This is a genomic window from Streptococcus sp. A11 (assembly GCF_043674225.1).
GTDB classification, from domain to species: domain Bacteria; phylum Bacillota; class Bacilli; order Lactobacillales; family Streptococcaceae; genus Streptococcus; species Streptococcus suis_V.
The window spans coordinates 127,849-153,620 of record NZ_JBIMJS010000003.1; the positions used below are offsets into that span (position 1 = coordinate 127,849).

General features: G+C 41.8%; 22 protein-coding genes and 1 pseudogene. 20 read left to right on the forward strand and 3 right to left on the reverse strand.

Annotation, left to right across the window (positions count from 1 at the left end):
* The first annotated feature begins 6 nt into the window (after positions 1–6).
* The 3 genes from prfB to ftsX all read left to right on the forward strand — a co-directional run bounded on the left by prfB (position 7) and on the right by ftsX (position 2,827).
* A protein-coding gene (prfB, locus tag ACHBIF_RS03015) for a peptide chain release factor 2 (protein WP_105110303.1) occupies positions 7–1,102 on the forward strand; the annotation gives its coding sequence in 2 pieces (ribosomal slippage) (positions 7–78 and positions 80–1,102; 1,095 coding nt in all).
* Between the two features lie 125 nt (positions 1,103–1,227).
* Positions 1,228–1,905, forward strand: coding sequence for a cell division ATP-binding protein FtsE (gene ftsE / locus ACHBIF_RS03020; protein ID WP_105110314.1), 678 nt, complete (start codon positions 1,228–1,230; stop codon positions 1,903–1,905).
* Complete coding sequence (ftsX, locus tag ACHBIF_RS03025) at positions 1,898–2,827, forward strand: permease-like cell division protein FtsX (protein ID WP_105110304.1); 930 nt, start codon at positions 1,898–1,900, stop codon at positions 2,825–2,827. Before ftsE ends, ftsX begins: the two co-directional genes overlap by 8 nt.
* 44 nt (positions 2,828–2,871) lie before the next feature.
* Here ftsX and ACHBIF_RS03030 read toward each other — a convergent pair whose 3' ends face one another.
* The gene (locus ACHBIF_RS03030; protein ID WP_105123105.1) at positions 2,872–3,507 is read right to left on the reverse strand and encodes an MBL fold metallo-hydrolase; all 636 of its coding nucleotides are present in this window, start codon (positions 3,505–3,507) and stop codon (positions 2,872–2,874) included.
* 103 nt (positions 3,508–3,610) lie between these two features.
* Here ACHBIF_RS03030 and ACHBIF_RS03035 point away from each other — a divergent pair, with 103 nt between their 5' ends.
* The 4 genes from ACHBIF_RS03035 (at position 3,611) to proC (ending at position 9,447) form a co-directional block, all read left to right on the forward strand.
* Complete coding sequence (locus ACHBIF_RS03035; protein WP_394718562.1) at positions 3,611–6,073, forward strand: bifunctional DnaQ family exonuclease/ATP-dependent helicase; 2,463 nt, start codon at positions 3,611–3,613, stop codon at positions 6,071–6,073.
* A gap of 93 nt (positions 6,074–6,166) precedes the next feature.
* Positions 6,167–7,243 carry a glutamate 5-kinase gene (gene proB / locus ACHBIF_RS03040; protein ID WP_394718564.1) on the forward strand — a complete coding sequence of 359 codons (1,077 nt, stop codon included), beginning with the start codon at positions 6,167–6,169 and terminating at the stop codon, positions 7,241–7,243.
* Positions 7,244–7,413: 170 nt separating this feature from the next.
* On the forward strand, positions 7,414–8,652 hold the full coding sequence (locus tag ACHBIF_RS03045; RefSeq protein WP_394718566.1) for a glutamate-5-semialdehyde dehydrogenase: 1,239 nt from the start codon (positions 7,414–7,416) through the stop codon (positions 8,650–8,652).
* 9 nt (positions 8,653–8,661) lie between these two features.
* Positions 8,662–9,447, forward strand: a complete 786-nt coding sequence (gene proC, locus ACHBIF_RS03050; protein ID WP_394718568.1) for a pyrroline-5-carboxylate reductase — start codon at positions 8,662–8,664, stop codon at positions 9,445–9,447.
* A 319-nt stretch (positions 9,448–9,766) separates the two neighbouring features.
* Here the strand turns inward: proC and ACHBIF_RS03055 are convergent.
* Positions 9,767–10,024 (reverse strand): annotated as a pseudogene (locus ACHBIF_RS03055) (TetR/AcrR family transcriptional regulator); the annotation flags it as partial.
* Positions 10,025–10,155: 131 nt separating this feature from the next.
* Here ACHBIF_RS03055 and ACHBIF_RS03060 point away from each other — a divergent pair.
* On the forward strand, positions 10,156–11,001 hold the full coding sequence (locus tag ACHBIF_RS03060; RefSeq protein ID WP_394718570.1) for a DegV family protein: 846 nt from the start codon (positions 10,156–10,158) through the stop codon (positions 10,999–11,001).
* 125 nt (positions 11,002–11,126) lie between these two features.
* Here ACHBIF_RS03060 and ACHBIF_RS03065 read toward each other — a convergent pair whose 3' ends face one another.
* Positions 11,127–12,377 (reverse strand): PLP-dependent aminotransferase family protein, encoded by a 1,251-nt coding sequence (locus ACHBIF_RS03065; protein ID WP_394718573.1) that lies wholly within the window; start codon positions 12,375–12,377, stop codon positions 11,127–11,129.
* Positions 12,378–12,487: 110 nt separating this feature from the next.
* Here ACHBIF_RS03065 and yaaA point away from each other — a divergent pair, with 110 nt between their 5' ends.
* The 12 genes from yaaA to ACHBIF_RS03125 all read left to right on the forward strand — a co-directional run bounded on the left by yaaA (position 12,488) and on the right by ACHBIF_RS03125 (position 25,771).
* On the forward strand, positions 12,488–13,219 hold the full coding sequence (yaaA, locus tag ACHBIF_RS03070; RefSeq protein ID WP_394718575.1) for a peroxide stress protein YaaA: 732 nt from the start codon (positions 12,488–12,490) through the stop codon (positions 13,217–13,219).
* 122 nt (positions 13,220–13,341) lie between these two features.
* The gene (locus ACHBIF_RS03075; protein WP_394718577.1) at positions 13,342–14,784 is read left to right on the forward strand and encodes an LCP family protein; all 1,443 of its coding nucleotides are present in this window, start codon (positions 13,342–13,344) and stop codon (positions 14,782–14,784) included.
* A gap of 1 nt (position 14,785) precedes the next feature.
* Positions 14,786–15,514 (forward strand): CpsB/CapC family capsule biosynthesis tyrosine phosphatase, encoded by a 729-nt coding sequence (locus tag ACHBIF_RS03080; RefSeq protein WP_394718579.1) that lies wholly within the window; start codon positions 14,786–14,788, stop codon positions 15,512–15,514.
* Between the two features lie 15 nt (positions 15,515–15,529).
* Complete coding sequence (locus tag ACHBIF_RS03085) at positions 15,530–16,219, forward strand: YveK family protein (RefSeq protein WP_394718581.1); 690 nt, start codon at positions 15,530–15,532, stop codon at positions 16,217–16,219.
* Between the two features lie 9 nt (positions 16,220–16,228).
* On the forward strand, positions 16,229–16,930 hold the full coding sequence (locus ACHBIF_RS03090; protein ID WP_394718583.1) for a tyrosine-protein kinase: 702 nt from the start codon (positions 16,229–16,231) through the stop codon (positions 16,928–16,930).
* Positions 16,931–16,956: 26 nt separating this feature from the next.
* Positions 16,957–18,753: a polysaccharide biosynthesis protein gene (locus tag ACHBIF_RS03095; protein ID WP_394718585.1), complete on the forward strand. Its 1,797-nt coding sequence runs from the start codon at positions 16,957–16,959 to the stop codon at positions 18,751–18,753.
* A gap of 509 nt (positions 18,754–19,262) precedes the next feature.
* Positions 19,263–19,865: a sugar transferase gene (locus ACHBIF_RS03100; protein WP_394718587.1), complete on the forward strand. Its 603-nt coding sequence runs from the start codon at positions 19,263–19,265 to the stop codon at positions 19,863–19,865.
* The gene (locus ACHBIF_RS03105) at positions 19,866–20,711 is read left to right on the forward strand and encodes an NAD-dependent epimerase/dehydratase family protein (protein WP_394718589.1); all 846 of its coding nucleotides are present in this window, start codon (positions 19,866–19,868) and stop codon (positions 20,709–20,711) included.
* Positions 20,712–20,735: 24 nt separating this feature from the next.
* Positions 20,736–21,890: a CDP-glycerol glycerophosphotransferase family protein gene (locus tag ACHBIF_RS03110; protein ID WP_394718591.1), complete on the forward strand. Its 1,155-nt coding sequence runs from the start codon at positions 20,736–20,738 to the stop codon at positions 21,888–21,890.
* Positions 21,891–21,903: 13 nt separating this feature from the next.
* Positions 21,904–22,902, forward strand: coding sequence for a stealth family protein (locus ACHBIF_RS03115; RefSeq protein WP_394718593.1), 999 nt, complete (start codon positions 21,904–21,906; stop codon positions 22,900–22,902).
* Complete coding sequence (locus ACHBIF_RS03120) at positions 22,874–24,307, forward strand: O-antigen polysaccharide polymerase Wzy family protein (protein WP_394718595.1); 1,434 nt, start codon at positions 22,874–22,876, stop codon at positions 24,305–24,307. Before ACHBIF_RS03115 ends, ACHBIF_RS03120 begins: the two co-directional genes overlap by 29 nt.
* Complete coding sequence (locus ACHBIF_RS03125; RefSeq protein ID WP_394718597.1) at positions 24,308–25,771, forward strand: lipopolysaccharide biosynthesis protein; 1,464 nt, start codon at positions 24,308–24,310, stop codon at positions 25,769–25,771.
* Position 25,772: the final 1 nt, after the last annotated feature.

Here is a 25,772-nt window from a genome sequence, read left to right on the forward strand (position 1 = left end):
GTACTTATGGATACAGCAGAAATTCGCCAAAAGCTGGAAGAGCTTGGCAACAAATTAACATCATTTAGGAGGTCTCTTTGACTTAGAAGGTCTGGAAGAAGAGATTGCCATTCTTGAGAATAAGATGACGGAGCCAGATTTTTGGAATGATAATTTGGCGGCTCAGAAAACTTCTCAAGAATTAAACGAACTGAAAAATACCTATGGAAATTTCCATCAGATGATTGACCTCTACGACGAGGCTGAAATTCTCTTGGATTTCCTAGCGGAGGATGAGTCGGTTCGTGAAGAATTGGTTGAAAAATTGGCGGAGCTAGACAAGCTCATGACCAGCTACGAGATGACCTTGCTCCTGTCTGAGCCTTATGACCACAACAATGCCATCTTGGAAATCCATCCGGGCTCTGGTGGAACAGAAGCACAGGATTGGGGTGAGATGCTCTTGCGCATGTATCAGCGTTATGGCAATGCCAAAGGTTTTACAGTCGAAACGCTGGATTATCAAGCGGGTGACGAGGCTGGTATCAAGTCTGTGACGCTTAGTTTCACAGGACCAAATGCCTACGGGTTGCTTAAGTCAGAAATGGGTGTCCACCGTTTGGTGCGGATTTCTCCCTTTGACTCAGCCAAGCGTCGCCATACCTCCTTCACGTCTGTTGAAGTCATGCCTGAGTTGGACGATACTATTGAAATTGAAATCCGTGATGATGAAGTCAAGATGGATACCTTCCGCTCGGGTGGTGCCGGTGGTCAGAACGTCAACAAGGTGTCGACCGGTGTGCGTTTGACCCACATTCCGACAGGAATTGTGACCCAATCAACCGTGGATCGTACCCAGTATGGCAACCGTGACCGGGCTATGAAACTCCTGCAGGCTAAATTGTATCAATTGGAGCAGGAGAAGAAGGCGGCAGAAGTCGACTCGCTCAAGGGTGACAAGAAAGAAATCACTTGGGGAAGCCAAATCCGCTCCTACGTCTTTACGCCTTATACTATGGTCAAAGACCATCGGACGGGTTTTGAAGTGGCTCAAGTCGATAAGGTCATGGATGGAGACATTGAAGGTTTCATCGATGCCTATCTCAAATGGCGGATTAGCTAAGAATACAGAAAGGACTGTCACAGACAGGAAATTCTATGGGAATTTTTAAAAAGAAAAATAGAAGAAATGCGAGTGGTCGCTATCTAGACTCAGATCAGCCGGCCGCTCCAAGACGTATTATTGAAATGAAGGACGTTACCAAGAAATATAGTAACGGAACGACTGCTCTTCGCGGTGTGTCCATCAATGTCGATGCGGGCGAGTTTGCCTACATCGTTGGACCATCAGGAGCAGGGAAGTCTACCTTCATCAAACTCCTCTACCGTGAAGAAAAATTGGATAAAGGTAGCTTGACGGTTGGGAATTTCAACCTTGCTAAGATCAAGAAAAAGGATGTTCCCCTCCTCCGCCGTAGTGTGGGAGTTGTCTTCCAGGACTACAAGCTCTTGCCTAAGAAAACGGTCTATGAGAATATCGCCTATGCCATGGAAGTTATCGGTGAAAAACCGCGAAACATCAAAAAACGTGTCATGGAAGTCTTGGACCTGGTGGGACTTAAGCACAAGATCCGTACCTTCCCGAATGAGCTTTCAGGTGGTGAGCAGCAGCGGATTGCCATTGCGCGTGCCATTGTCAACAATCCCAAAGTCTTGATTGCGGATGAGCCGACAGGTAACTTGGACCCGGAAAATTCATGGGAAATCATGAGCTTGCTGGAGCGCATCAATCTGCAGGGGACAACGGTTCTCATGGCTACCCACAACAGCCAGATTGTAAACACTCTCCGTCATCGCGTTATTGCGATTGAGGATGGCCGAGTGGTTCGTGACGAAGCGGAAGGAGACTACGGATACGATGATTAGACGATTTTTTAGACATCTATGGGAGTCGCTCAAGAGTCTCAAACGAAATGGTTGGATGACGGTTGCGGCGATTTCTTCTGTGGCCATTACCCTGACCTTGGTGGGAATCTTTGCTTCTGTGATTATCAATACCGCTAAGTTGGCTTCGGATTTGGAAAACAATGTCCGCATCAATGTATTCTTGCGGGCCAATTCGACAGACCAGGCTGAAACCATTGTAGATGACGAAGGTAAGACAGTTGCCAATCCTAACTTCAAGGCTGTTTACAATAAAATCACAGCCCTGCCAAACGTTGAGACGGTGACTTATTCTAGCAAGGATGAGCAGTTGCAGAAGTTGACAGCGACCTTGGGTGATACCTGGAATCTCTTCCAGGGGGATGCCAATCCGCTCTATGATGCCTATATCATTGATACGACTGAGCCACAATATGTCAAGTCTGTGGCGGCTGAAATTGCTAAAATTGACGGTGTGACAGAGGTTCGAGATGGAGAGGTTGAGACGGAGCGTATCTTTAAGTTGGCTGGGATGGTTCGGACCTGGGGTCTGGCTGCAGCAGCCTTGCTTCTCTTTACAGCAATTTTCTTGATTTCCAATACCATTCGGATTACCATCATTTCCCGCAGTCGTGAAATTCAGATTATGCGACTGGTTGGAGCGAAAAATTCCTACATCCGTGGTCCTTTCCTCTGGGAGGGAGCTTGGGTAGGTTTGCTGGGAGCGGCTCTTCCAGCAGCTCTGGTCTATTTCCTCTATCAAATGGTTTACAAATCCGTGAATGCGAGCTTGGCTAGTCAAGACCTATCCCTACTTCCGGTTGATATCTTTGTTCCCATCATGGTGGGAGCGCTGGTTGTCATCGGTGTGTTGATTGGTTCAATCGGATCGGTTATCTCAATGAACCGCTATTTAAAAATTTAAGAATACTAAAAATCCTAAGAAGTTTGGCTTCCTAGGATTTTTGCTTATCTAAAAAAGGGATTGAAATTTTTCTCGTGGGCAACGGTAGTGTTTTGACCGTGGCCTGGATGGACTGTGTAGTGGTTGGGGAGGGTGAAAATATGCTCCTGGATGCCGGCGATCAAATCATCAAAATTGCTGGTTGGAAGGTCTGTGCGGCCGATGTTTTCCCGGAAGAGGGCGTCGCCGGTGACAACAGCTTTGACTTCAGGAAAAATGAAAGAAACACCGCCAATCGAGTGGCCAGGCGTAGGAACAACCTTGAAATGAAATCCGTCAAGCTGGTAGTCTTCCTGATATTGGAAAACTTGCTCTGCGGGCTTGCAGATGACATTTTCTATATCATCGTGACGGGGTAGACCAGACAGGTTCATCTCCGGAGTATAGAGCCAACTAGCCTCGCTTTCGGCCACATAAACGGGTGGAAAACCGTAGGTCTCACGCAGGATGTCTAGACTTAGGATGTGGTCATAGTGGGTGTGGGTAAGCAGGATGGCTGTGATAGGCTTGCCAATTTTTTCGATAGTGGCCTGGATTTTATTCCAATCGCTGCCTGGATCGACCACCAGCAGATGGCTATCGTTTTCGATATAATAAGTGTTTTGGGTGGCAACTTGATTGACAGATTTGTGGATTTTCATGGGGGCTCGCTTTCTCTCCTTATTCTATCTAATAGTCTAACAGAAAATGGGGCATCCTTCATGGATTTTGTTTTTCATGGCCTATCTATGCTATAATGTTTTTATGAAAGAGACGAAATCAAGCAATCGGTATACTGTTGTTGATTTGGAAGCAACGGGTACGGGTATTGAGGCTAAAATTATTCAAATAGGAATTGTCATTGTTGAAAATGGTCAGATTGTCGAAACTTTTTCAACGGACATCAATCCCTATGAGCCCCTGGATGAACATATTGTCGATTTGACGGGGATTACGGACAAGCAATTGTCCCAGGCACCCAGTCTGGGACAGGTGGCCGGTCAGATTTATGAATTGCTGGCTGATGCTATTTTTGTCGCCCACAATGTGACCTTTGATGCCAATTTGCTGGCGGAAGCCTTGTTTTTTGAGGGTTATGAACTCCGCACACCGCGGGTAGACACTGTCGAGTTATCCCAGGTCTTTTTCCCTACCATTGACAAGTACAGCTTGGGCAATCTTTCTGATAAATTGGACCTGGGTTTGGATCAGGCCCATACGGCCTTGGCAGATGCTACTGCGACAGCCAACTTGCTCTTGAAAATCCAGGAAAAAATCCTCTCCCTGCCCAAATCCATGGTGGAACAACTAGTGCAGTTATCTGATTGCCTGCTCTACGAGTCTCGCTTAGTCATTGAGGAATTGCTACCACAGCTGTCGGAGCAGGTCTCGTTAGACCTGGTTTACTGCCACGGCTTGTTTTTGCAAGGATCTATTGAAGTTCCGGTTTCGCGCAAGTTTTCGGATGATTTTGTGACCAATCTGGGACTGCTGGGTCTCTATGAGCGGAAAAAGCAAACGGCCTTTGCAGGCTTGGTTGAGGAACGATTAAGTGATGAACAACAGGTTCATTTTATCCAGGCCCAGGCTGGTCTTGGGAAGACCTACGGTTATCTCTTGCCGCTCCTGGCTAAAACTGACCAAAAATTACTGGTCTCCGTGCCAACCAAGCTCTTGCAGGAACAGATTATGTCCAAGGAAGGCAAGCGCTTAGCAGAAGTTTTTCACATTTCTATTAGTTCCCTCAAGGCACCCCAGCATTTTATTAAGCTAGACAACTATTGGCAGACCCTGCAACGCCAGGATGACAACCGTCTGGTCAATCAGTTTAAAATGCAGGTCCTGGTCTGGCTCAGTGAGACGCAGACAGGGGACTTGGACGAGCTCAAGCAGAAACAGCGTTACCAGGCCTATTTTGATGAAATTGCCCATGATGGCAAGTTGTCGGAGGATAGCCTTTTTTGGGACCAGGATTTCTGGAGAAAGGTGCAGAGAAGGGCTGTAGACAGTAGGCTCTTAATCACCAACCACGCCTATTTTTTGAGCCATCTTAAGGACCAGGACCCCTTGATGAACCAGCGCCTGGTGGTCATTGATGAAGCGCAAAAATTGCTATTGGCAGCGGAGAATTTGGCCACTGGGCAGGTCAATATGACCCAGCTTTTGCAAACCCTGCAGAGCAAGAAAGACAGGACCAGCAACCTGCTGGACCAGCGCTTGTATGAATCCTGCCAATTTGAGCTGCAGCATCTGATGACAGATTTCCGCAAGCAGGCTGACCGCGAAATCACTCGGACAGACTTGGACCAGTTGCGTCAGAATCTGCTGGAGTTGCAGGATTACGATTTGCAGGAATTGACGGATTTGTTGACCTACTATGAGCGTTTTTGGCTGGAAGACCATCGCCTGGCCGACAAGCGACTGACCTACCTGCGTGGGACCAAGGAGGATTTGCTAGATGTCAGTAGCTACCTGCCCCAGGGTAAGACTTTCTGTATCAGTGCCACACTGGACATTAGTAGTAAGGTCAACCTGGCGGATTTGCTGGGCTTTCAGGAAGTCACGTTTGACCGTCTCCCTCATCAACTGACCACCAACCAGCAGATTATCGTTCCCCGTGGGCTGCCGGATATTCAGAGCCTGACCAAGGAGGAGCATGCTGGATTTATTGCCGAGCGTTTGGGGGAAATAGCAGAGCTGGGACGACCGATATTGGTTCTCTTTACATCTATTTCCCTGCTCTTGGAGGTAGCGGATCTATTGGAAGAGGCAGGATTGTCCTATCTAGCCCAGCATAAACATGGGACAGATGCCAGTTTAAAACGACGATTTGAACGGGGAGAATGTCAAATTCTTCTGGGAACGGGCATCTTCTGGGAAGGTGCAGATTTTGCCGACCAGGACCAGATGATTCAAGTCATTCCCCGCCTGCCGTTTGAAAATCCCAAGGATTCCTTTGTTCAAAAGGTAAATAGGAAACTGATTCAAGAGGGGAAAAATCCTTTTTATGATTACCATTTACCTATGATGATGATAAAGCTCAAGCAGGCTATTGGTCGGACCAATCGCTATGACCGCCAAGAATCTGCTGTCCTTCTCCTTGATAATCGCCTCCAGACCAAGCAATATGGGCAACAGGTTATTGATTTTCTAGAGCAGGACTACCCGGTAGAAGGGGTGCAAGAGACGGCAATCATGGATGCCCTGAGCTATTTTTTCAGTGAGTGAGCCGAAAGGCTCTTTTCTTCTAACATGAACATAGAAAATTCATGCAAACTATGGTATAATTTTTCAAATATACTCATTTTGAAAGAGATTGCTATGACAGAAAAAACGATTGTATTTAAGGTAGGAACCAGCTCTCTGACCCAAGCAAATGGCAGTTTGGACCGCATTAAGATTGCTCGGATTACCAATCAGCTAGCTCAGTTGCACCAGAAGGGTTACCAGATTGTGCTGGTGACCTCAGGCTCTATTGCTGCTGGTTTTCGGAGATTGGGCTTTGACAAGCGACCGACCAAAATTGCGGAGAAGCAAGCTTCTGCGGCCGTTGGACAGGGCTTGCTGATTGAGGAATATACGCAGAATCTGATGAAAGACGGGATTGTGTCAGCTCAGATTTTGCTGACTCAGGATGATTTTGCGGATGCCAGACGCTATCAAAATGCCTCTCAGGCCTTGCAGGTCTTGCTCAAACAGCGTGCTATTCCCATTATCAATGAAAATGATACCATTGCCATTGAGGAGATTAAGGTAGGGGACAATGATACCCTGTCTGCCCAGGTCGCTTCCCTCTTGAAAGCAGACCTCTTGGTGCTTTTGACGGATGTGGATGGACTTTACACGGCCAATCCTAACAGCGATCCGACTGCCCAGCACTTGCCTGAAATCAAGGAAATTACGGAAGATTTATTTGCCATGGCAGCAGGAGCTGGCTCGTCCAACGGAACGGGTGGCATGACCACCAAATTGCAGGCGGCACAGATTGCGACCAAGTCAGGCGTACCTGTCTTTATCTGCTCATCCAAGGAGGATACAGCCCTTTTGCAAGCCGTCACTCAAGCCAACCGTGGCACTCTCTTTTTAGCTGACGATCACGCCATGAACCAACGCAAGCAGTGGATGGCCTTCTACGCTCGGATAGATGCAGCAGTTGAGGTGGATGCTGGTGCGGTTGAGGCTATGTTGCATCAAGGCCGCAGTTTGTTGGCTGCTGGTGTCAAAGCCCTGGAAGGTGACTTTGAAGTAGGACAGGTTGTGGAAGTTTACAGTCAGGCAGACCACCGTTTGATTGGTAAAGGACGGGTCAAGCTGTCCTCCAAGGACTTGCAGGACCAGTTGGCAAATGGCAGAGCGGAAGGAGTATTGATTCACCGCAATGATTGGGTTAGCTTATAGTCGTTCAGTTTATCTTTTATTACTTCGACGCATGAGGAAACGTCGTTTCCTTATTTCCAACTTCAAACACTCCACCGGATTGTTTGAACTCGCTTTGCCGTACCCTGGTACAGCCTGCAGCTCGTTGCCTAGTACTAAAAGCAAACTGAAAGACTAAATAGGAGAAAAATATGACCACAACACAAGCATTATTAGACAGTTTATTGGCCCACAAGGCTTCTATCAATCTAGCGACAACAGAACAAAAAAACCAGGCCCTATCTGCCATGGCAGACCAGTTGGTTGCCCAGACTGAGGCAATTTTAGCAGGTAATGCCATTGACATGGAACATGCCCAAGGCAAGATTAGCCAAGTTATGCAAGACCGATTGCTCCTGACAGCAGAGCGGATTGAAGCCATGGCAGATGGTATTCGGGCCTTGATTGGCTTGCCAGATCCTGTCGGATTAGTCTTGGAAGAATCCACTCGGGCAGATGGGTTGAAGATTAGTAAGAAGTCTATTCCCTTTGGCTTGGTGGGAATGATTTACGAAAGCCGTCCAAATGTGACCTCAGATGCTGCAGCCTTGGCAATCAAGAGTGGTAATGCGGTCATCTTGCGTGGTGGCAAGGAAGCTTTTCATTCGGCCCAGGCTATTGTCACAGCCCTCAAGGCAGGTTTGGAAGAAGTTGGCCTATCACCTAAGGTCATCGAGTTAGTCCAAGATACCAGCCGTGCCTCTGCGACCGAGTTGATGACTGCCAAAGGCAAGATTGACCTCTTGGTGCCACGTGGCGGTGCAGGACTTATTCAAGCCGTAGTAGAAAATGCGACTGTGCCAGTTATAGAAACAGGCACAGGTATCTGCCATGTCTATGTGGACAAGGATGCGGACTTGGACAAGGCCTTGCGGATTGTGGCCAATGCCAAAACCAGTCGTCCCTCAGTCTGCAATGCGGCGGAAGTCTTGTTGGTTCACGAAGCAATTGCCAGTCAATTCTTGCCTCGTTTGGAAGAAGCTCTTTCTGGTCAGGTGGAGTTGCGTGCAGACAGTCAGGCTCAGGCTCTTCTTAACCAATCCACACCGGCAGGTGAGCAGGATTTTGACACGGAATTTCTGGACTATGTCATGGCGGTCAAGGTCGTTTTAAGTGTAGAAGAGGCTATCAGCCATATCGCCCAGCATTCAACAGGGCACAGCGAGGCGATTGTGACGGAAAACAGCCAGACGGCAGACTTGTTCACACTCTACGTGGACTCGGCGGCTGTTTATGTCAATGCCTCAACTCGCTTTACTGATGGTGGCGAGTTTGGTCTGGGCTGTGAGTTGGGAATTTCTACACAGAAGATGCACGCCCGTGGTCCAATGGGCCTGCGTGAGATGACCACCTACAAGTACATCATCACAGGCGACGGTCACATTCGTTAGGAGGACAGGATGAAGATTGGATTTATCGGACTGGGCAATATGGGAGCGGCCTTGGCACAAGCAGTCAGCCAGCAAGCAGACACCCAACTCCTCCTCAGTAATCACAACCAAGCAAAGGCCCTGGCTCTACAAACTCAGCTAGGCGGTCAGCTCTTATCTAATGAAGAAATAGCAGAGCAGGCCGAGATTATTTTCCTTGGGGTCAAGCCTCACCTGATTCAGTCAGTCTTGTCAGGCCTACAGGACCAGATTAGCCAGAATCCGTCGGCCATTTGGATTTCCATGGCAGCGGGTGTGACCCTTGACAGCCTGGCAGCATTTGTGTCGGCAGACAAACTCATCCGTATCATGCCCAATACACCGGTCGCTATCGGCCAAGGCATGACAACCTATAGCGTGGTCAATCAAGAACTCGCTCCGCTATTGGAACAAATCCTTGAAAAATCAGGTAAGGTCCAGCAGGTGCCAGAGAGCTTGATTGACGCAGCGACGGCTATCGCAGGCTGCGGACCAGCCTTTGTCTATCAGATGATTGAGGCTTTGACCGATGCCGGTGTGCAAAACGGGCTAACAGCTCAAGATGCCAAGGTTTTGGCGGCCCAAACTCTAGCTGGAACTGCTCAAATGGTATTATCCAGCGACAAGCATCCGGCTCAGCTCCGACAAGAAGTGACCTCGCCAGGAGGCTCGACTATCGCAGGCGTGGTAGCTCTTGAAAAAGAAGGCTTCCGTTACGCCATTATTAAGGCAGTCGCCGCCGCCCTCAAAAAGACTAGAAAATTAGGCAAAAAATAGATTAGATATAGAAAATTTTTGGTTGCAACGTATTTTTCAGTCCTAAGACCGATGGAAACGGTTGGCAGTTGGGGTATACTATAGTCAATCCTAAATATTTTTCATAATCTCCTTAAAAACTTGGCTAATTGGTCAAGTTTTTTTGCGTTTGAGAGAAAGAAAAAACGAGACATTAATCTCGTTTGGTCTTGTCTTTGATCCATTGACTGACATTGGAAAAGGTTTTGCTTTGTTCTGCCTTGCGTTTTTGTTCTTGGACAAAATCTGCAAAACTTTGTTTGACGCCATCTTTTTGAACCTTATCTTGCAAATCATGCCATTTCTTTTTAAGGTTGCTGGAAGTCCGTTCGTAGTAGATTTCCAAAATTTCTTCCTTGGATTTGTAGTTGCGGTAGAAGGCATTGCGAGATACGCCAGCTTTTTTCACCAATTCAGAAATGGAAATCTGTTTTAAGTCTTTTTTTTCCATTAAAAAGAGTAGGGCAGTTTCAATCGACTCTCGTGTCAACTGATTCATCTCCTGGTTGGCCTTGGTCAGGTTTTTCAATGACCGTGGCGAAATCTTACACTCTGACATAAGGATCCTCCTTGTGACATCTGAAAGTAAATGCTTTCAGATGGTCTCCATTCATGATATAATTGTAAGGAAAGATACTTTGCTTGTCAAATAAAAATCGCTGAAAAAAGTAAGAATATAAGGAAAAAAACATGAAAAAATGGAAAATTGTTGCAGACTCTGGGTGTGATTACCGTCAACTGGACCAGTTGGCGCCGGATACGGAGTTTGTCAGTGTTCCCCTGAGTATTCAGATAGGGGACCAGACCTTTGTTGATGATGCGAGTCTAGATATTGATCAGATGGTCTCTGTCATGCAGTCAACTTCTGAGGCAGCGACATCTGCCTGTCCTAGCACTCAGGCCTATGAGGAGGCTTTTTCAGGTGCAAAAAATGTTATCGTTGTGACGATTACCGGTGGTTTGTCTGGCTCCTTTAATGCGGCTCGTGTTGCCCGTGATATGTATTTGGAAGAACATCCAGATGCCAAGATTCATTTGATCGACAGTCTTTCAGCTGGAGGCGAGATGGACTTATTGGTGGATGAAATTAACCGTTTGATTGGCACAGGTTTGGAATTTTCAGAGCTAGTGGATGCTATTATGTCCTACCAGGAGCGTTCAAAACTGCTATTTGTTTTGGCTAAGGTCGACAATCTGGTGAAAAATGGTCGACTGAGTAAACTAGTAGGTGCTGTCGTTGGTCTCCTCAATATCCGTATGGTGGGAGAAGCTAGTAGCGAGGGCAAGTTGGAATTGCTCCAAAAGGCTCGTGGCCACAAAAAATCGGTCACCGCAGCTTGGGAAGAAATGAAAAAGGCTGGCTATAAGGGCGGACGCATCATTATGGCTCATCGTAATAACGATAAGTTCTTCCAACAATTTTCGGATTTGGTTAAGGAAACCTATCCAGAAGCCAGTATCGAAGAAGTTGCGACTTCCGGCCTTTGCTCTTTCTATGCAGAAGAGGGCGGCCTCTTGATGGGGTATGAGAGATAGAAGCACTGGACAATATGTGTAGGTGGTTAAGCAGGAGGGAGTGCATCTTACTTGCCGGCTCATTGCTAACTGGATTTCCTTGATGGAAAGGTAGGAAGCTATCCTTTAAAATAAGAATAAAGAGCTTAGTCCTTGTAGAAGGTGCTAAGCTCTTTTAATGTGTCTTCAAGATGTGGCTGGAGACGGAGGAGAAGATAGGCAAAGGTACCGTTACGGATAAGCTGGTATCGTCCTTCAAGTCTTGCAGTTCTCGGATTATCTGGAAATTGAACGATTAACTGGTCACGCACTACCTGATAGGGATAAGCAATAGGATATTTTTTAATCAAATCGTGTAGTTGAACTTCTTCATTTAAGGACTGCTCCCGCAGCTGCTGCGTGTTACGAGTGAACATCCCATTATCGATATACAAAGAAAGTGCCTTTTGCATAATCAGGTTGGTATCGTAGTCTATCAATCCTTTATAGGTTAAAAAAGCATCGAGGAGAAGGGGAGGCAGGCTAACGGCACCTATCCGTAGAGCTGGAAATAAGGTTGGTGAGAATGACTTGATATAGACGACAAAGTCGTTCTTGTCAAGGTAATGTAAGGGTAGTTGACGGTTTCCATCAAAATCAGCCAAGTAGTCATCTTCGATGAGATAGACCTGATAGCGCTTGGCAAGTTGAACGATCCTCTCCATGGTTTTTCTATCGTAGCTTGTCCCCAGTGGGTTATGCAAACGTGGAATGGTATAGAAAAATTTTATCGTTCCGGTCTGAAAAAGACTTTCCAATCGGTCCAAGTCAATCCCTTCCATACTGCGTTGAATGGTCAGGTAAGGCAGGCCTTGTTGGCGAATCAATTCCTCCATTCGAGAATAAGTAGGAGACTCGATGAGGATATGGGTTCGATTGGGACCAAAATCCATTTGGCTCAGGATATAGAGGGCTTGTTGACTTCCAGCAGTGATGACCAATTGGTCTTTTCGGCTATAGACATGGTAGTCCATTAGGAGCAGTTGAACAGATGTGATTAATTCTGTCAAACCGGCCTGCTGATGGTAATAATTGAAGAGGTAATTTTCACGGCCAATCAAACTTTGGTGTAAACAAATACGGAAGTCCTCATAAGGCAGTTCTTCAAAATCAGTCAGATCCAGATCAATGGGCTCTTCTAAAATGTCGCGGTCATCCAAAACATAGTAGCCACTTTTTTCGACCGCATAAATCTTGTTTTGATACTTGAGTTCCTGCATAGCCTTTTGAACAGTATCCTTGCTGCACTCGTACTGCAGACTTAATTGGCGAATGGAGGGTAGTTTTTCTCCCCGCTTATAGTCTTGTCGTTCGATTCCGTCTAGAATGTCTTGAATGATTTGCTTATATTTCTCCATAAACTGTCCCCCTACAGATCTATGGTCCTAGTATAGTATAAAACTGTTCTGTGAACAAGTGGCGCGTGTTTTCAAGTGTCTACCCTTACCATTCGTGGTATACTAGAAATATGAAAATCATACTTCCAAATGCAAAAGAACTCAATACCACAATTGATAACCATCCCTTTCAGCCCTTGGACCCAACCAGTTTAGCGGTCGCTCAAACCTGTAGCCAATTCCAGCAGGAAGAATTAGCTTCCTTTTATAAAATCTCTCATGACCGTGCTGGATTGGAGTTGGATCGCTGGAAGCGGATTGAAGCTAAGCAAGCTAAAACCTATCCAGCCTGGTTGTTGTACGACGGATTGATGTACCGGTATATGGACCGAAGAGACCTGACAATAGATGAGGAGGTCTATCTAAAAAAACATGTCCTCCTAGCTACAGCCTTGTATGGGCTCATCAGCCCGGACCACCTTATTTCTCCCCATCGGCTTGATTTTCAAGCAGGGATCAAAGTGGAAGGGAAATCCCTCAAGCAATACTGGCGGCCGGCCTTTGACAAAGTCGTTGAAGAAGAAGACTGGATCCTATCCCTCGCTTCTTCTGAATTTGAACAGGTATTTTCTCCCCAGATTCAGAAAAAACTAGTCCGGGTGACCTTTATGGAGGAAAAGGATGGCAAACGAAGGGTACACTCAACCATTTCAAAAAAGGGCAGAGGACGCCTTGTTTCTGTGATGGCCAAGGAAGGGATTACTGAATTGGAAGCTCTTCAACAGGTTACCGTTGATGGATTTTCTTATCAGGCAGAACTTTCCGATCAATTGAATCTTGTTTTTGTCAGAAAGACCAATTGAAAACCATTACATGTGTGTTTTGTAACAAAAATGTTAACTTAGGGCAGTAATTTGTTAGAAGAGGCACAGAACTTGTGATATAATAGTAATGTTACAGTTTTGAATGAAAGGGTTAAATTACCATGAGTCGAACAAAAACATCATCCCGAAGAAACCAGCTGCATTGGGCAAACCTAACCTTGCTCATCCTCTACACAGGAGCAGTTGGTTTCCTACTGTATCAAGTGTTTCGGTATGACATTCTTGCCTTTCGCAATCTCAACCTGGTCCTGGCTGGGTTGGCCATTATCTTGGGACTTGTTTGTTTGTTCCTTATTTTAGGAAAAAGAGCTAAAGTAGTGACCGCATTCCTGCTTATTCTAGGCCTTGTCGTTAGTTCTGTCGGTCTCTATGGAGTCCAGAGTATCGTCAACCTTTCGAACAAGTTGAATTCAAACGCCACCTATTCTGAATATGAGATGAGTGTTCTGGTTCCTGCAGATAGCCAGGTCTCGGATATCAGTCAAGTGACAGAATTGTTGGCGCCTACCGGAAATGACGGCGACAATATCCAAGCCTTGTTGGACAACCTGTCTCTGACAAAAAAACTATCTCTGACACCAACTAAAACGGATTCCTATCTGGATGCTTATCAGAAGATGCTTGCTGGTGAGAGTCAGGCCATGGTCTTGAACGGAGTATTTGCAGATATCCTGTCTGCGGAAGACCCAGACTTTGACACCAAGGTCAAAAAGATCTACAGTTTCACCTTGACAAAAAAGGTTGAAACAGCAGTCAACCAACCGACTGGTGATGTCTTGAACATCTATATCAGCGGCATTGACACCTATGGGCCAATCTCGACCGTTTCCCGTTCGGATGTCAATATCATCATGACCATCAATCAGGTAACCAAGCAGGTACTCTTAACCACCACCCCTCGTGATAGCTATGTTGCGATTGCAGATGGTGGGCAAAATCAAAAAGACAAATTGACCCACGCAGGGATTTACGGGGTAGAAGCCTCCATGCATACCTTGGAAAATCTTTATGACATCGATATCCATTACTATGCGCGTGTGAACTTTACCTCCTTCCTAAAATTAATTGACCTCGTAGGTGGGGTGGATGTCGTCAACGACCAGGCTTTTACCAAAGGAAGTCATGATTTCCCTGTCGGAACCATCCATTTGGATTCCGAAAAAGCTTTAATGTTTGTACGCGAACGCTATTCGCTACAGGGCGGTGACAATGACCGTGGAAAAAACCAGGAGAAAGTCATTGCGGCTCTCATTCAAAAATTAAGCAGACCCGAAAATTTAACCAATTACCAATCCATCATCAACAACCTACAAGATTCAATCCAGACCAATATGAGTTTGGAAACCATGATGAAATTGGTCAATACCCAGATGGAAAGCAGTAGCAGTTACACAGTTCAATCCCAAGCCTTGCAAGGTACTGGAAGCACAGGTCTCTTGCCCTCATATGCAATGCCAGGTTATCAATTGTATATGATGGAGGTCAATCCAGAAAGCCTCAACCAAATGAAAGCAGCTATGCAGGCAGTCATGTCAGGAGAATAGGATGTTAGATATTCATTCACATATCATATTTGGTGTGGACGATGGTCCAAAAACTGCAGAAGAAAGTTTGGAGCTCTTAAAGCTCAGCTATCAACAAGGGGTGCGCGGTATCGTAGCCACCTCTCATCGCCGAAAAGGCATGTTTGAAACGCCAGAAGAGACAATCTTTAAGCACTTTAAAGAAGTTCAAGCACTGGCAAAAACCATCTCGGACGATTTGTTTCTCTTTTATGGGGCGGAAATTTATTTCACGGATGGTGTAATTGAAAAGTTGGAACGAAAAGAACTACCGACCTATGGAAATTCTAGCAGCGTCTTGATTGAATTTAGCGGGTCAACTAGCTACAAAAAAATTCAGGAAGCTGTGCGTGACATCTTGCGGTTGGGCTTGACTCCCATTCTCGCCCATATCGAACGTTACGATGCTTTGGCGGGTGAAGGTGGAAAAGTTGCAGATCTCATCGCCATGGGGGCCTACATGCAGATCAATAGTACTAGTGTCTTGAAACCCAAACTATTTGGAGATCGGCACAAAACCTATAAACAACGGGCCCAATACTTCTTAGACAACGAACTGGTGCACTTTGTGGCAAGTGACATGCACAATACAAGCAGTCGGCCACCCTATATGGACCAGGCCTTCCAACTCATTGAGAAAGAGTACGGACACGACCGTGCCAAGGCCTTGTTTATAGAAAATCCAATTGCCCTTATGCAAAATAAACTTTAAACTTTAGGAGACAGTATGAACAACCAAGAATCGAATGTTATGGAAATTGACGTTCTGTATCTATTGAAAAATCTATGGCGGAAGAAGTTTTTAATCCTTCTGAGTGCCCTGTTGGGTGTATCCGTGACATTTGCCTACTCCGTTTTTGTTGCGACACCTCAGTATGACAGTACCACTCGAATCTACGTGGTCAATAAGGTGGCAGATGGTGGTCAAAACTTGACGGCTCAAGAACTCCAAGCGGGTACCTATCTGGTAAAAGACTATAAGGAAATCATCCTTTCTCAGGATGTATTATCAAAGGTTACTGAGGAGTTAAACCTTGATGAGGAATTGGCTAACAAAGTTTCTGTTAGTATCCCTGTTGATACCCGTATCGTGTCGATCACAGTGCGAGATGCAGATCCAAATGAAGCGGCTCGTATCGCCAATGGACTTCGTGCAGAAGCAGCACAAAAAATTATCGATGTGACAAAGGTTAGCGATGTGACAACCTTGGAAGAAGCACGCCCGGCTGAGCATCCTTCAACACCAAACACCAAGCGCAATATTGTCCTAGGCTTCCTGGTTGGTGCTTTTCTAGCAGTGGCCTTGGTTCTGGTGAAAGAAGTCTTGGATGACCGCATCAAACGCCCAGAGGACATTGAAGAAAATATGGGCTTACCATTGCTTGGTGTAGTACCAGATGTAGCCAAATTGAAATAGGAGAGAATCATGGCAGTATTAGAAACGTCTAGAAATAAAAAAGTATTATTAAAAAAGACGGAAGAGTATTTCAATGCAATCCGTACCAACATCCAGTTGAGTGGAGAGAATATCAAGGTAGTGGCCATTACGTCTGTCCAATCCAATGAAGGAAAGTCAACCACTTCAGCCAGTTTAGCGGCGGCCTATGCGCGTGCGGGCTATAAGACTGTATTGGTGGATGCCGATATCCGTAATTCCGTCATGTCTGGCTTCTTTAAGCCAAAAACTAAGATTACGGGCTTGACGGACTATTTGGCAGGAACGACGGACCTTTCCCAAGGTCTCTGTGATACAGACATTCCAAATCTGACTGTCATCGAGGCAGGGAAGATATCGCCAAACCCCACAGCCCTCTTGCAAAGCAAGAATTTCGAAAACCTCCTTGCGACCCTCCGTCGTTATTTCGACTATGTCATCGTCGACTGTGCCCCGCTTGGGATGGTCATTGATGCAGCCATCATTGCTCAAAAGTGTGATGCTGTTTTGACAGTGGCAGAAGCTGGAAAAATCAAACGGAAAGCTCTACAAAAAGTCAAAGAGCAACTCGAGCAAACAGGGACTCTATTCCTTGGCGTTATCTTAAATAAATTTGACACCAAGTTGGAAAAATACGGTTCATACGGTGCTTACGGTGCCTATGGAAATTATGGAAACTACGGAAAGAAATAGACCTAATCAATCGGTAATTTAGAGATATGTCACGATCAGTAAAACGAATCATTTTATTGGGATTCGATCTCATGTCGATTGCCCTATCCTTTGTATTGAGTATGCTCTTTTTAGGGGTTATTATAGACTTGCCGAATGAACAGCTGAAAGTTGGATTTGTTCTAGTGACCATTGTCTACCTAGCCCTATCTATTTACTTGAAGGTCTTTTCACTTATTACACGCTACACTGACTATGAGTCACTCTTTAAGATTGGATTAAGCGTAGCGATGGCCTATGGCTTTCTCTTGCTCTCATCCTTCTTCCTTTGGCAAACGTTCTCCTATCGCTTTATTCTCACTTCAAGTATTTTGACCTTTGTCTTCATGGTGGTACCCCGTCTAACTTGGCGTGCCATCCATGATAGAAAGTCTAAGTCCAAGTCAAATACACGAAGGCCAGTTCGTACTCTGGTTGTTGGTGCTGGTGATGGAGGACAGCTTTTCATCAATACCGTTATCGAGCGCAAGTTGGATTTTGATTTGGTAGGTATTGTGGATGCGGATCCAAGTAAGTTCAATAGCTATATTCGCAATGTCAAGGTAATCGGAAATCGCACGGACATACCAGCTTTGGTCAAGGATTTGGAGATTGAGCAAGTCACCATCGCCATTCCATCATTACCCGGTAAAGAGCGAGAATCCTTAGTCGAAATCTGTAATTCAGTGAACGTTAAGGTCAATTCCATGCCTAGTATAGAGGACATCATTGCGGGCAATATTTCAGTTAGCTCCCTCAAGGAGATTGATATTGCAGATCTGTTGGGCCGCCCTGAAGTGGTCTTGGATCAGGAAAAATTACGCAGTTATTTCAAGGATAAGACGGTCTTGGTTACTGGAGCCGGAGGTTCTATCGGTTCGGAGCTGTGTAGACAGGTGGCACGGTTCAAGCCGGATCGTCTGATTTTGGTCGGTCACGGGGAAAATTCGATCTATCTGATTCATCGGGAGATGGTGAGTCTCTATGGAGAAGAAATAGAACTCATTCCTGTCATAGCTGATATCCAAGACAGAGACTTGATGTTCTCGGTCATGAAGGAATTCCAGCCCCACGTTGTCTATCATGCAGCGGCACATAAGCATGTTCCACTGATGGAGTTCAATCCACATGAAGCGGTCAAAAACAATATTTTTGGGACCAAGAATGTGGCAGAGGCTGCAAAAGAAGCAGGCGTTGACAAATTTGTCATGGTGTCAACGGACAAGGCGGTCAATCCACCCAATGTTATGGGAGCGACCAAACGTGTGGCTGAAATGATTGTAACCGGCTTGAATGGAGACAGTAAGACCCAGTTTGTAGCAGTCCGATTTGGGAATGTACTCGGAAGCCGGGGTAGTGTGGTACCGCTCTTCAAGGAACAAATCAAGAACGGTGGACCAGTGACGGTCACGGACTACCGCATGACCCGCTACTTTATGACCATTCCGGAGGCCAGTCGATTGGTCATCCAGGCTGGCTACATGGCCAATGGTGGTGAGGTCTTTGTCCTGGACATGGGTGAGCCTGTACACATCTTGGACTTGGCCCGTAAGGTCATCAAACTCAGTGGACACACAGAAGAAGAGATTCAGATAGTAGAGACTGGGATTCGTCCTGGTGAAAAGCTCTACGAGGAGCTTTTATCAACAGAAGAGCGTATCAGTGAACAAGTTCATGAAAAGATCTTCGTTGGTCGAGTGACCAATCAGGATAAGGAACGAGTCCAAGACTTTATCGATCGCCTATTGTCCCTAGATAAGGTTGAATTGAAAAATGTCTTGATTGACTTCGCACGACAAGATTAAGAAAGTAAAAGTTATTTTTACTTTCCTAGAGTTTAAATGGGATTTAAATTCTAGGAAGGTTGAAATGCTTTCATGAAGTAAGATATGTTAGGTCATAGATTATGGAGAGAATAAGATAACAGAGTCGAAGGTAGTCTTTACCATAAGGTGTAGATAGAGCTGGCTTTCAATTCAAACCAGTTAAAGGTGGTCAACTGAAGAATGACCAGACACGGTATATCTATGAGACTAATACGATTGGTTTTGAGGATAGTCTTCACTTTCATGTACGTTTTGAACCTATCCACTCTCTTCAAGATTGTAGTGGTCGAGTGGAACGACTGATCCTGTTTAAGGAAGGTCTCAAGCATGGGCATGTTCCTTTAATCATTGGAGATGAGATGAAGTATGTTCCTATCGTGACTAAGTTGAGTAGGGAGAGCAGAATGGCTACTTGCTGGAAACCTGTCTGACGGCACAAGATTGATGTAATCAGTATTTTGAGTATTTTAGGATTAAGGGAGATTAGGATGTATCCAATTTTAAAAAGAGTTAGTGACATGGTCATTTCGGGACTTGCAATTGTTGTATTAAGTCCTGTGTTTTTGTTGATTGCAGTTGCTATTAAACTGGATTCAAAAGGACCTGTTTTATTTAAACAAAAACGTGTTGGAAAAAACAAAACTCACTTCATGATTTATAAGTTTCGTTCGATGTATGTAGATGCTCCAAGTGATATGCCAACCCACTTACTGAAAGAACCAACAGCTATGATTACAAAAGTGGGAGGCTTCTTGAGAAAAACAAGTTTAGATGAATTACCTCAGTTATTCAATATTTTTAAAGGAGAGATGTCAATTATCGGCCCAAGGCCAGCCCTTTGGAATCAATATGACCTGATTGAAGAACGCGATAAATATGGTGCAAATGATATTCGACCAGGATTGACAGGATGGGCTCAAATCAATGGGCGAGATGAGCTTGAGATTGATATCAAGGCAAAACTTGATGGAGAGTATGTTAAACGAATGAATTTATGGTTTGACATCAAGAGCTTTTTTGGAACATTTGTAAGTGTTTTAAAAAGTGATGGTGTTGTTGAAGGTGGAACGGGTCAAAAGAAAGGCAAGTAGATGAAGAAAGTATTGATTACAGGTGCTAATTCATATATTGGTACTTCCCTTGAAAAATGGCTTAAGGAATCTAAAAATATGTATCATGTAGATACTTTGGATATGGTTGACCCTAGCTGGATAAATACTGATTTTTCAATATATGATAGTATTTTTCATGTTGCGGCAATTGTTCATCAGAATGAAAAGAAAATAGATAAACAATTGTATGATGAAGTAAATCGAGACTTACCTGTAAGGTTAGCTGAAAAAGCAAAAAATGCTGGGGTAAGACAATTTATTTTTTTAAGTAGCATGAGCGTGTATGGAAATAAGGAAGAGTATATTACAAGGGTAACAGAAGAAAAACCATCTACGTATTATGGTAAGAGTAAATTGGCAGCAGAAAAAGGACTTAAAAAACTAGAAACATCTACCTTCAAGATAGTTATCTTGAGACCTCCTATGGTTTATGGACCAAAAGCTACTGGAAATTACACCAGATTATCAAAATTGGCAAAAATTACCCTAGTTTTTCCAAAAATAGAAAATCAAAGAAGTATGATTTACATCGATAATCTTCTTGAATTTGTAAAAAAAACCATTGATTTAGAACTTTCAGGTCTTTATTTTCCGCAAAATAAAGAATATGTGAACACTTCAAGTCTAGTTAAAACTATTAGAAGCGTTCATCAGAAAAATACTTTTCTGACTTCTTTTTTCAATCCCTTAATTAGGAGATTGAAATCTGTTAATCAGATTAAAAAGTTATTTGGTAATTTAACGTATGATGTGCAACTTTCTCAATATGAATTTGATTACCAAGTTGTTGATTTTAAAACGTCCATTATTTTGTCAGAAAAGTAGATTTTTATGTGTAAATGAGGAATTATGAAAAAGAAAATTGATTATATGTTGAAACATAGCTATGTTCTTTTATATTTATATAGAGTTGTTTTTTCAACATTATTTAGGTTTTTGGGGGTGTTTGTGAAGACGAATGATAAATTGGTTTTGTTCTCGGCACATTCAAGAAAGTATAATGATAGTCCAAGGGTGATTTATGAAGCAATGATTGAAGATTCTTCGTTTAGCGATTATCAACTAGTATGGGCTGTTGATGATATTTATAAAAACCATATACCTGGAAATCACTTAGAAGTAAAAACAGATACTTTCGAATATTTTTTGACTTGTTTAAGGGCTAAGTATTGGATTACCAGTGTCAATATTGAGAGAGGTCTTTCGTTTAAAAAGAAAAATACAATTTTTCTAAATACCTGGCATGGTATAGCTATCAATAAAATGGGAAATGATGTAGGTACACGTAACGATTTTGACTGGTCTAACACAAACTATGTGTGTTATAGTAATGATAGTGAAATTGATATTTACCGAAAGGCCTTTAATACTCGTGATTCAGCGATGATTCCATCAGGTTTACCGAGAAATGATGAGTTGTATACTGCTTCGGCTGAAAAAGTTGCAGAAATAAAAAATCGGCTTGGTATTCCGTTAGATAAAAAAGTTATATTGTATGCCCCAACTTGGCGTGATAGTAACGATTTAGGTGACAATTATGAGTTGACTCCACCAATTGATTGGAAGAAATGGGAGAATGAGTTGAAAGATGATTATGTGTTGCTGTTGAGGACGCATTCTTATACAACAAAACTAATGGATGTCACTTTCAATGATTTTTTGCTCAATTATACTGATTATCCTAAGATTAATGATTTGCTGATAATTACAGATATTTTAATATCAGATTATTCAAGTATACAGTTAGATTATTGTATTTTGGAAAAACCAATGTTTTGTTTTGGCTATGATTATGAAGAATATGCACAAATTCGTGGGTTCTATTACGATTTAGAAAAAGAGATACCAAATGGTGTTGTCCGAACAGAAGATGATTTACTATCTCGTATTGTCCATATTAACTTTGATGAGCAAATAGAAAAAACTAGAATGTTTAAATCGAAGCATGTTCAGTATGGAGGAGATGCAACAAATACATGTATTGATTTGCTATTTAAGAAATAATAAAGGGTTTAATATGAATAAAATTGATTTTGTAATTCCATGGGTTGATGGTTATGATGAAGTTTGGCAAAAAGATCGTCTAAAGTACTCTGACAAGATATTTATTGATAATGACTATCGTGATTGGGGATTACTCAAGTATTGGTTTAGAGCAATTGAAAAAAATGCTCCATGGGTTAATAAAATTTATTTTATAACATATGGGCATTTACCTGATTTTTTAAATATTGATCATCCTAAACTTGTTATCGTAAAACATGAGGATTATATTCCAAAGGAATATCTACCCACTTTCTCTTCTCATGTCATAGAACTCAATTTACATAGAATTAATGATTTATCTGAAAAATTCGTGTATTTTAATGATGACTTTTTCTTGTTGAATGAGGTAAAGCCAGCTGATTTTTTTGTCAATGACTTGCCAAGGGAATGTGCAATCCAAAATCCTGTTGCACCTGCTAGATATGACGCAATTTCAAGTTTGTTGATTAATAATACAAGTATCATTAATCAACATTTTAAAAAGCATCAAGTCATAAAATCAAATCTTTTTTCTTGGTTTAACTATCGCTATGGCTTATTAAACCTACTAAATTTAATTTTTATTCCATGGGGACGATTTGTTGGCTTCTACGAGCATCATTTACATACTTCCTTTTTAAAATCTACCTTTGAAGAAATTTGGAATAAAGAAACGGAACTTTTACATAACACTAGTTTAAATAGAGTTAGAAATTTTAAGACAGACGTAAACCAGTGGTTGGTAAAAGATTGGCAGGTTGCTAGTAATCGTTTTTTTCCACGTAGTGTGAATTTTGGACGTAGATTCTTAGTTGAAAACGAATATGATGCACAGAAAGTTCATCAGTTTGTCAAAACTTCTAAAAAGAAAATAGTGTGTGTTAATGATCATGTAAAAGATGTAACAGAAGAGGAATTTGATAAGATTATTGCAATCATAAAGGAAGGGTTTAAAGCAAAATATGCAGAAAAATCTAGTTTTGAAAAATAGTTTTATTTTACTTTCAGCTTTGATGATTGTAGAAATGATATTAGTTATTACTGCTTATGTTAATCAATCAGAAAATCTTTATGTATATGCTATTGTTACGATGTGGGGAATTGGAATTATTTATTGTCTCTTAGATATTTATAATAGAGTATTCTTTTTTATTTACCTTTTGGCTTTTTTTAATTTTTTAATTGGAAGAAGTCTTTTAATAATTCTTGGTATTTTCAAGGAACCCTATCGTTTTACTCTCCAAGAGAGCATTTCAGGACAACAAATAGTATTATTTAGTTTAATTGTTTTAGTTTCATCCTATATTCTACTAGGTAAATCGATATCTAGGAATATGCAAATTATGAATGCAGATAGTGTTAGTATACAAAAAGTTCGCTTAGCTAGTAAAGTGTTATTTTTATCAACTTTTGTATTTTTAGTTATTTCTGTTTTAGGAACAATATTTTATGTTATTCAAAATGGTTATGCCAGTATATATGTTGATGTTGAGGCGAAAGTTCCAACAATCATAAAAAAAATAGGAGACATAGCGCCATTTGCTTTCTATCTATTTTTAGGAACATTACCTACCAAAAAAGAAGTCAGGCTTCCATTGATGTTATATACTATTTATTTAATTTTAACATTAGGAACAGGGGCTCGATTTGAATTTGTTATTGGTATTTTATCAATATTGACTTATTTTATTCTTAGGAATAGTTTGGCTAAGTCTGAGTCTGAAAAATGGATTCGTAAAAGAAGTTTAAAATATTATGTTATATTGGGATTCATTATCATTGCTATGCTATCAGCTTATAATAATCTTCGCTTTAATGAGTCAGTTGAGACAACGAGTCCAATTCAATTAATAACGAAGTTTAGCTTTGATCAAGGTATTAGCATTAATATACCTAAAAGGATTTTTAAATATAGTAACTATATACCCACAGATAGATTTTATTCGTTAGACTCAACAATATCGTTTTTTAATAAAAATATTGGTAGTAAATTATTTGGAACGATATATTATAGCGGTGCTAGCGTTGAAAAGGCAATTAACGGGAATAGTTTATCAGATGTTTTATCATATATTTTGTACAAATCTCAATATCTTTTGGGAATCGGAGGAGGTTCCAGTTATATTGCAGAAGTATATTTGGATTTTGGTTGGCTCGGATTATTTATTATTAACATAATTTATTCGTTTTTATTTGTTAAGCTAGAAGATTTTTCATTAAAATCTCCTTATAAATTTTTAATTGCCTTTGTTATATTTATGGCATTTTTACGTACACCAAGGGGAAGGACAGATGGTGTTATTCTAAAGATATTTGACCCAATGTTATGGATTAGTTTGATAATCATATATTTTATAACTAAATATATGATCAAAGTAAAGAGGGTAAGAAAATAGATGTATAAAATAGAAAATACAGTTGATGATAACGTAATTAGTTCGTCAGTTAAGTGGGCTTCATTAGCAGAAATAGTTTCTAAATTGATTGGTCCAATTACAACGATGATTCTAGCTCGTTTGCTAACTCCTGAAGATTTTGGTGTCATTGCATCTATTACAATGCTATTAAGTTTCTGTGATATTTTTACAGATTCGGGTTTTTCTAAATATGTAATCCACCATCATTTTGATGATAGTAAAGAGGAAAATGACGTATTTAACGTTTCATTTTGGAGTAATTTTATATTATCAGTTCTGATTTATACTATAATTTTTGTTTTTTCTGGATCAGTAAGTCGATTGCTTTTCGGAAGTTCAAAGGAATTATTGCTTAGAATCGCTGGTCTTAATATAATTATTACAAGTTTTTCTGCTATTCAGAATGCTCTTATTAAAAAGCGTTTTAAGTTTAAAATACATTTTTATGTACGTGTGCTCTACACTCTAGTTCCATTGTTTATCACTTTACCTCTTGCCTTCACTTTAAAATCGTATTGGGCTGTCTGTATTGGGAACTTATTAAATGCGTTGATTAATTCGGCTGTCTTATTATATTTTTCTGACTGGCGACCAACGTTTTCTTATCCTGTTGAAACTTTGAAAAAAATATATAGTTTTTGTTTTTGGTCAATGTGTGAAGGGATTGTATATTGGATGATAATCTGGGTTGATACCTTCTTTGTATCAATTTATTTCTCAACTTATCAATTAGGTCTATTTAAAAACCCTTCAAATATGGTCATTTCAATCATGTCCATCATAAGTGCGACTATTATGTCTGTTGTATTTACAACTCTGTCATCTCTTAGAAATAAACCTGATTATTTTGAAGATACATACTCACTAATTGCAAAGTTAGCAGCCTATATAGTATTTCCAATGTCCGCTGGAATGTTTTTATTTAGAAAAACGATTGTATCGATCCTTTTTGGTAGCAGTTGGCTTCCATCGGCCGATGTATTAGGAATTATCGCTATTTATTACGGATTAAATATTGTATTTATTTTGATAAACGGTGAGACATTTAAGGCACTTGGAAAGCCAAAAATTTTGTTTATATCACAGGTTGCTCAATTAATTGCTATTTTAGTATTTTGTTTTGCTGGTGCACAATTCGGTTTTCATACTTTTTTAGTCACGCGTCTTTTAGTTGTTTTTGTACAGATTTTGTTGACAATGTTCTTTGTTCGTAAAGTGCACTCTAGGTTAAATTTCAGGATGATTCAATCTGTTTTGCATCCAATTGTCGCGACATTCTTTTTGATTATCGAAATCTATTTGATGAAGCTAGTTGTAGTAAGTAATCTCGGAATGGACATTATTTTAATACTGATATCTATAATAGCTTACATTGGATTTATTTACATTATATTTAAAAAAGATTTTTGGGAACTTTATAATTTTTTTAGAAAGAGGGCATAAT

What these genes read in the sequence shown, in the direction of transcription:
- ftsE (WP_105110314.1), top strand. Translation starts at nt 1,228, where the DNA reads ATGAAGGACGTTACCAAGAAATATAGTAACGGAACGACTGCTCTTCGC.
- ftsX (WP_105110304.1), top strand. Translation starts at nt 1,898, where the DNA reads ATGATTAGACGATTTTTTAGACATCTATGGGAGTCGCTCAAGAGTCTC.
- ACHBIF_RS03030 (WP_105123105.1), bottom strand. Translation starts at nt 3,507, where the DNA reads ATGAAAATCCACAAATCTGTCAATCAAGTTGCCACCCAAAACACTTAT.
- ACHBIF_RS03035 (WP_394718562.1), top strand. Translation starts at nt 3,611, where the DNA reads ATGAAAGAGACGAAATCAAGCAATCGGTATACTGTTGTTGATTTGGAA.
- proB (WP_394718564.1), top strand. Translation starts at nt 6,167, where the DNA reads ATGACAGAAAAAACGATTGTATTTAAGGTAGGAACCAGCTCTCTGACC.
- ACHBIF_RS03045 (WP_394718566.1), top strand. Translation starts at nt 7,414, where the DNA reads ATGACCACAACACAAGCATTATTAGACAGTTTATTGGCCCACAAGGCT.
- proC (WP_394718568.1), top strand. Translation starts at nt 8,662, where the DNA reads ATGAAGATTGGATTTATCGGACTGGGCAATATGGGAGCGGCCTTGGCA.
- ACHBIF_RS03060 (WP_394718570.1), top strand. Translation starts at nt 10,156, where the DNA reads ATGAAAAAATGGAAAATTGTTGCAGACTCTGGGTGTGATTACCGTCAA.
- ACHBIF_RS03065 (WP_394718573.1), bottom strand. Translation starts at nt 12,377, where the DNA reads ATGGAGAAATATAAGCAAATCATTCAAGACATTCTAGACGGAATCGAA.
- yaaA (WP_394718575.1), top strand. Translation starts at nt 12,488, where the DNA reads ATGAAAATCATACTTCCAAATGCAAAAGAACTCAATACCACAATTGAT.
- ACHBIF_RS03075 (WP_394718577.1), top strand. Translation starts at nt 13,342, where the DNA reads ATGAGTCGAACAAAAACATCATCCCGAAGAAACCAGCTGCATTGGGCA.
- ACHBIF_RS03080 (WP_394718579.1), top strand. Translation starts at nt 14,786, where the DNA reads ATGTTAGATATTCATTCACATATCATATTTGGTGTGGACGATGGTCCA.
- ACHBIF_RS03085 (WP_394718581.1), top strand. Translation starts at nt 15,530, where the DNA reads ATGAACAACCAAGAATCGAATGTTATGGAAATTGACGTTCTGTATCTA.
- ACHBIF_RS03090 (WP_394718583.1), top strand. Translation starts at nt 16,229, where the DNA reads ATGGCAGTATTAGAAACGTCTAGAAATAAAAAAGTATTATTAAAAAAG.
- ACHBIF_RS03095 (WP_394718585.1), top strand. Translation starts at nt 16,957, where the DNA reads ATGTCACGATCAGTAAAACGAATCATTTTATTGGGATTCGATCTCATG.
- ACHBIF_RS03100 (WP_394718587.1), top strand. Translation starts at nt 19,263, where the DNA reads ATGTATCCAATTTTAAAAAGAGTTAGTGACATGGTCATTTCGGGACTT.
- ACHBIF_RS03105 (WP_394718589.1), top strand. Translation starts at nt 19,866, where the DNA reads ATGAAGAAAGTATTGATTACAGGTGCTAATTCATATATTGGTACTTCC.
- ACHBIF_RS03110 (WP_394718591.1), top strand. Translation starts at nt 20,736, where the DNA reads ATGAAAAAGAAAATTGATTATATGTTGAAACATAGCTATGTTCTTTTA.
- ACHBIF_RS03115 (WP_394718593.1), top strand. Translation starts at nt 21,904, where the DNA reads ATGAATAAAATTGATTTTGTAATTCCATGGGTTGATGGTTATGATGAA.
- ACHBIF_RS03120 (WP_394718595.1), top strand. Translation starts at nt 22,874, where the DNA reads ATGCAGAAAAATCTAGTTTTGAAAAATAGTTTTATTTTACTTTCAGCT.
- ACHBIF_RS03125 (WP_394718597.1), top strand. Translation starts at nt 24,308, where the DNA reads ATGTATAAAATAGAAAATACAGTTGATGATAACGTAATTAGTTCGTCA.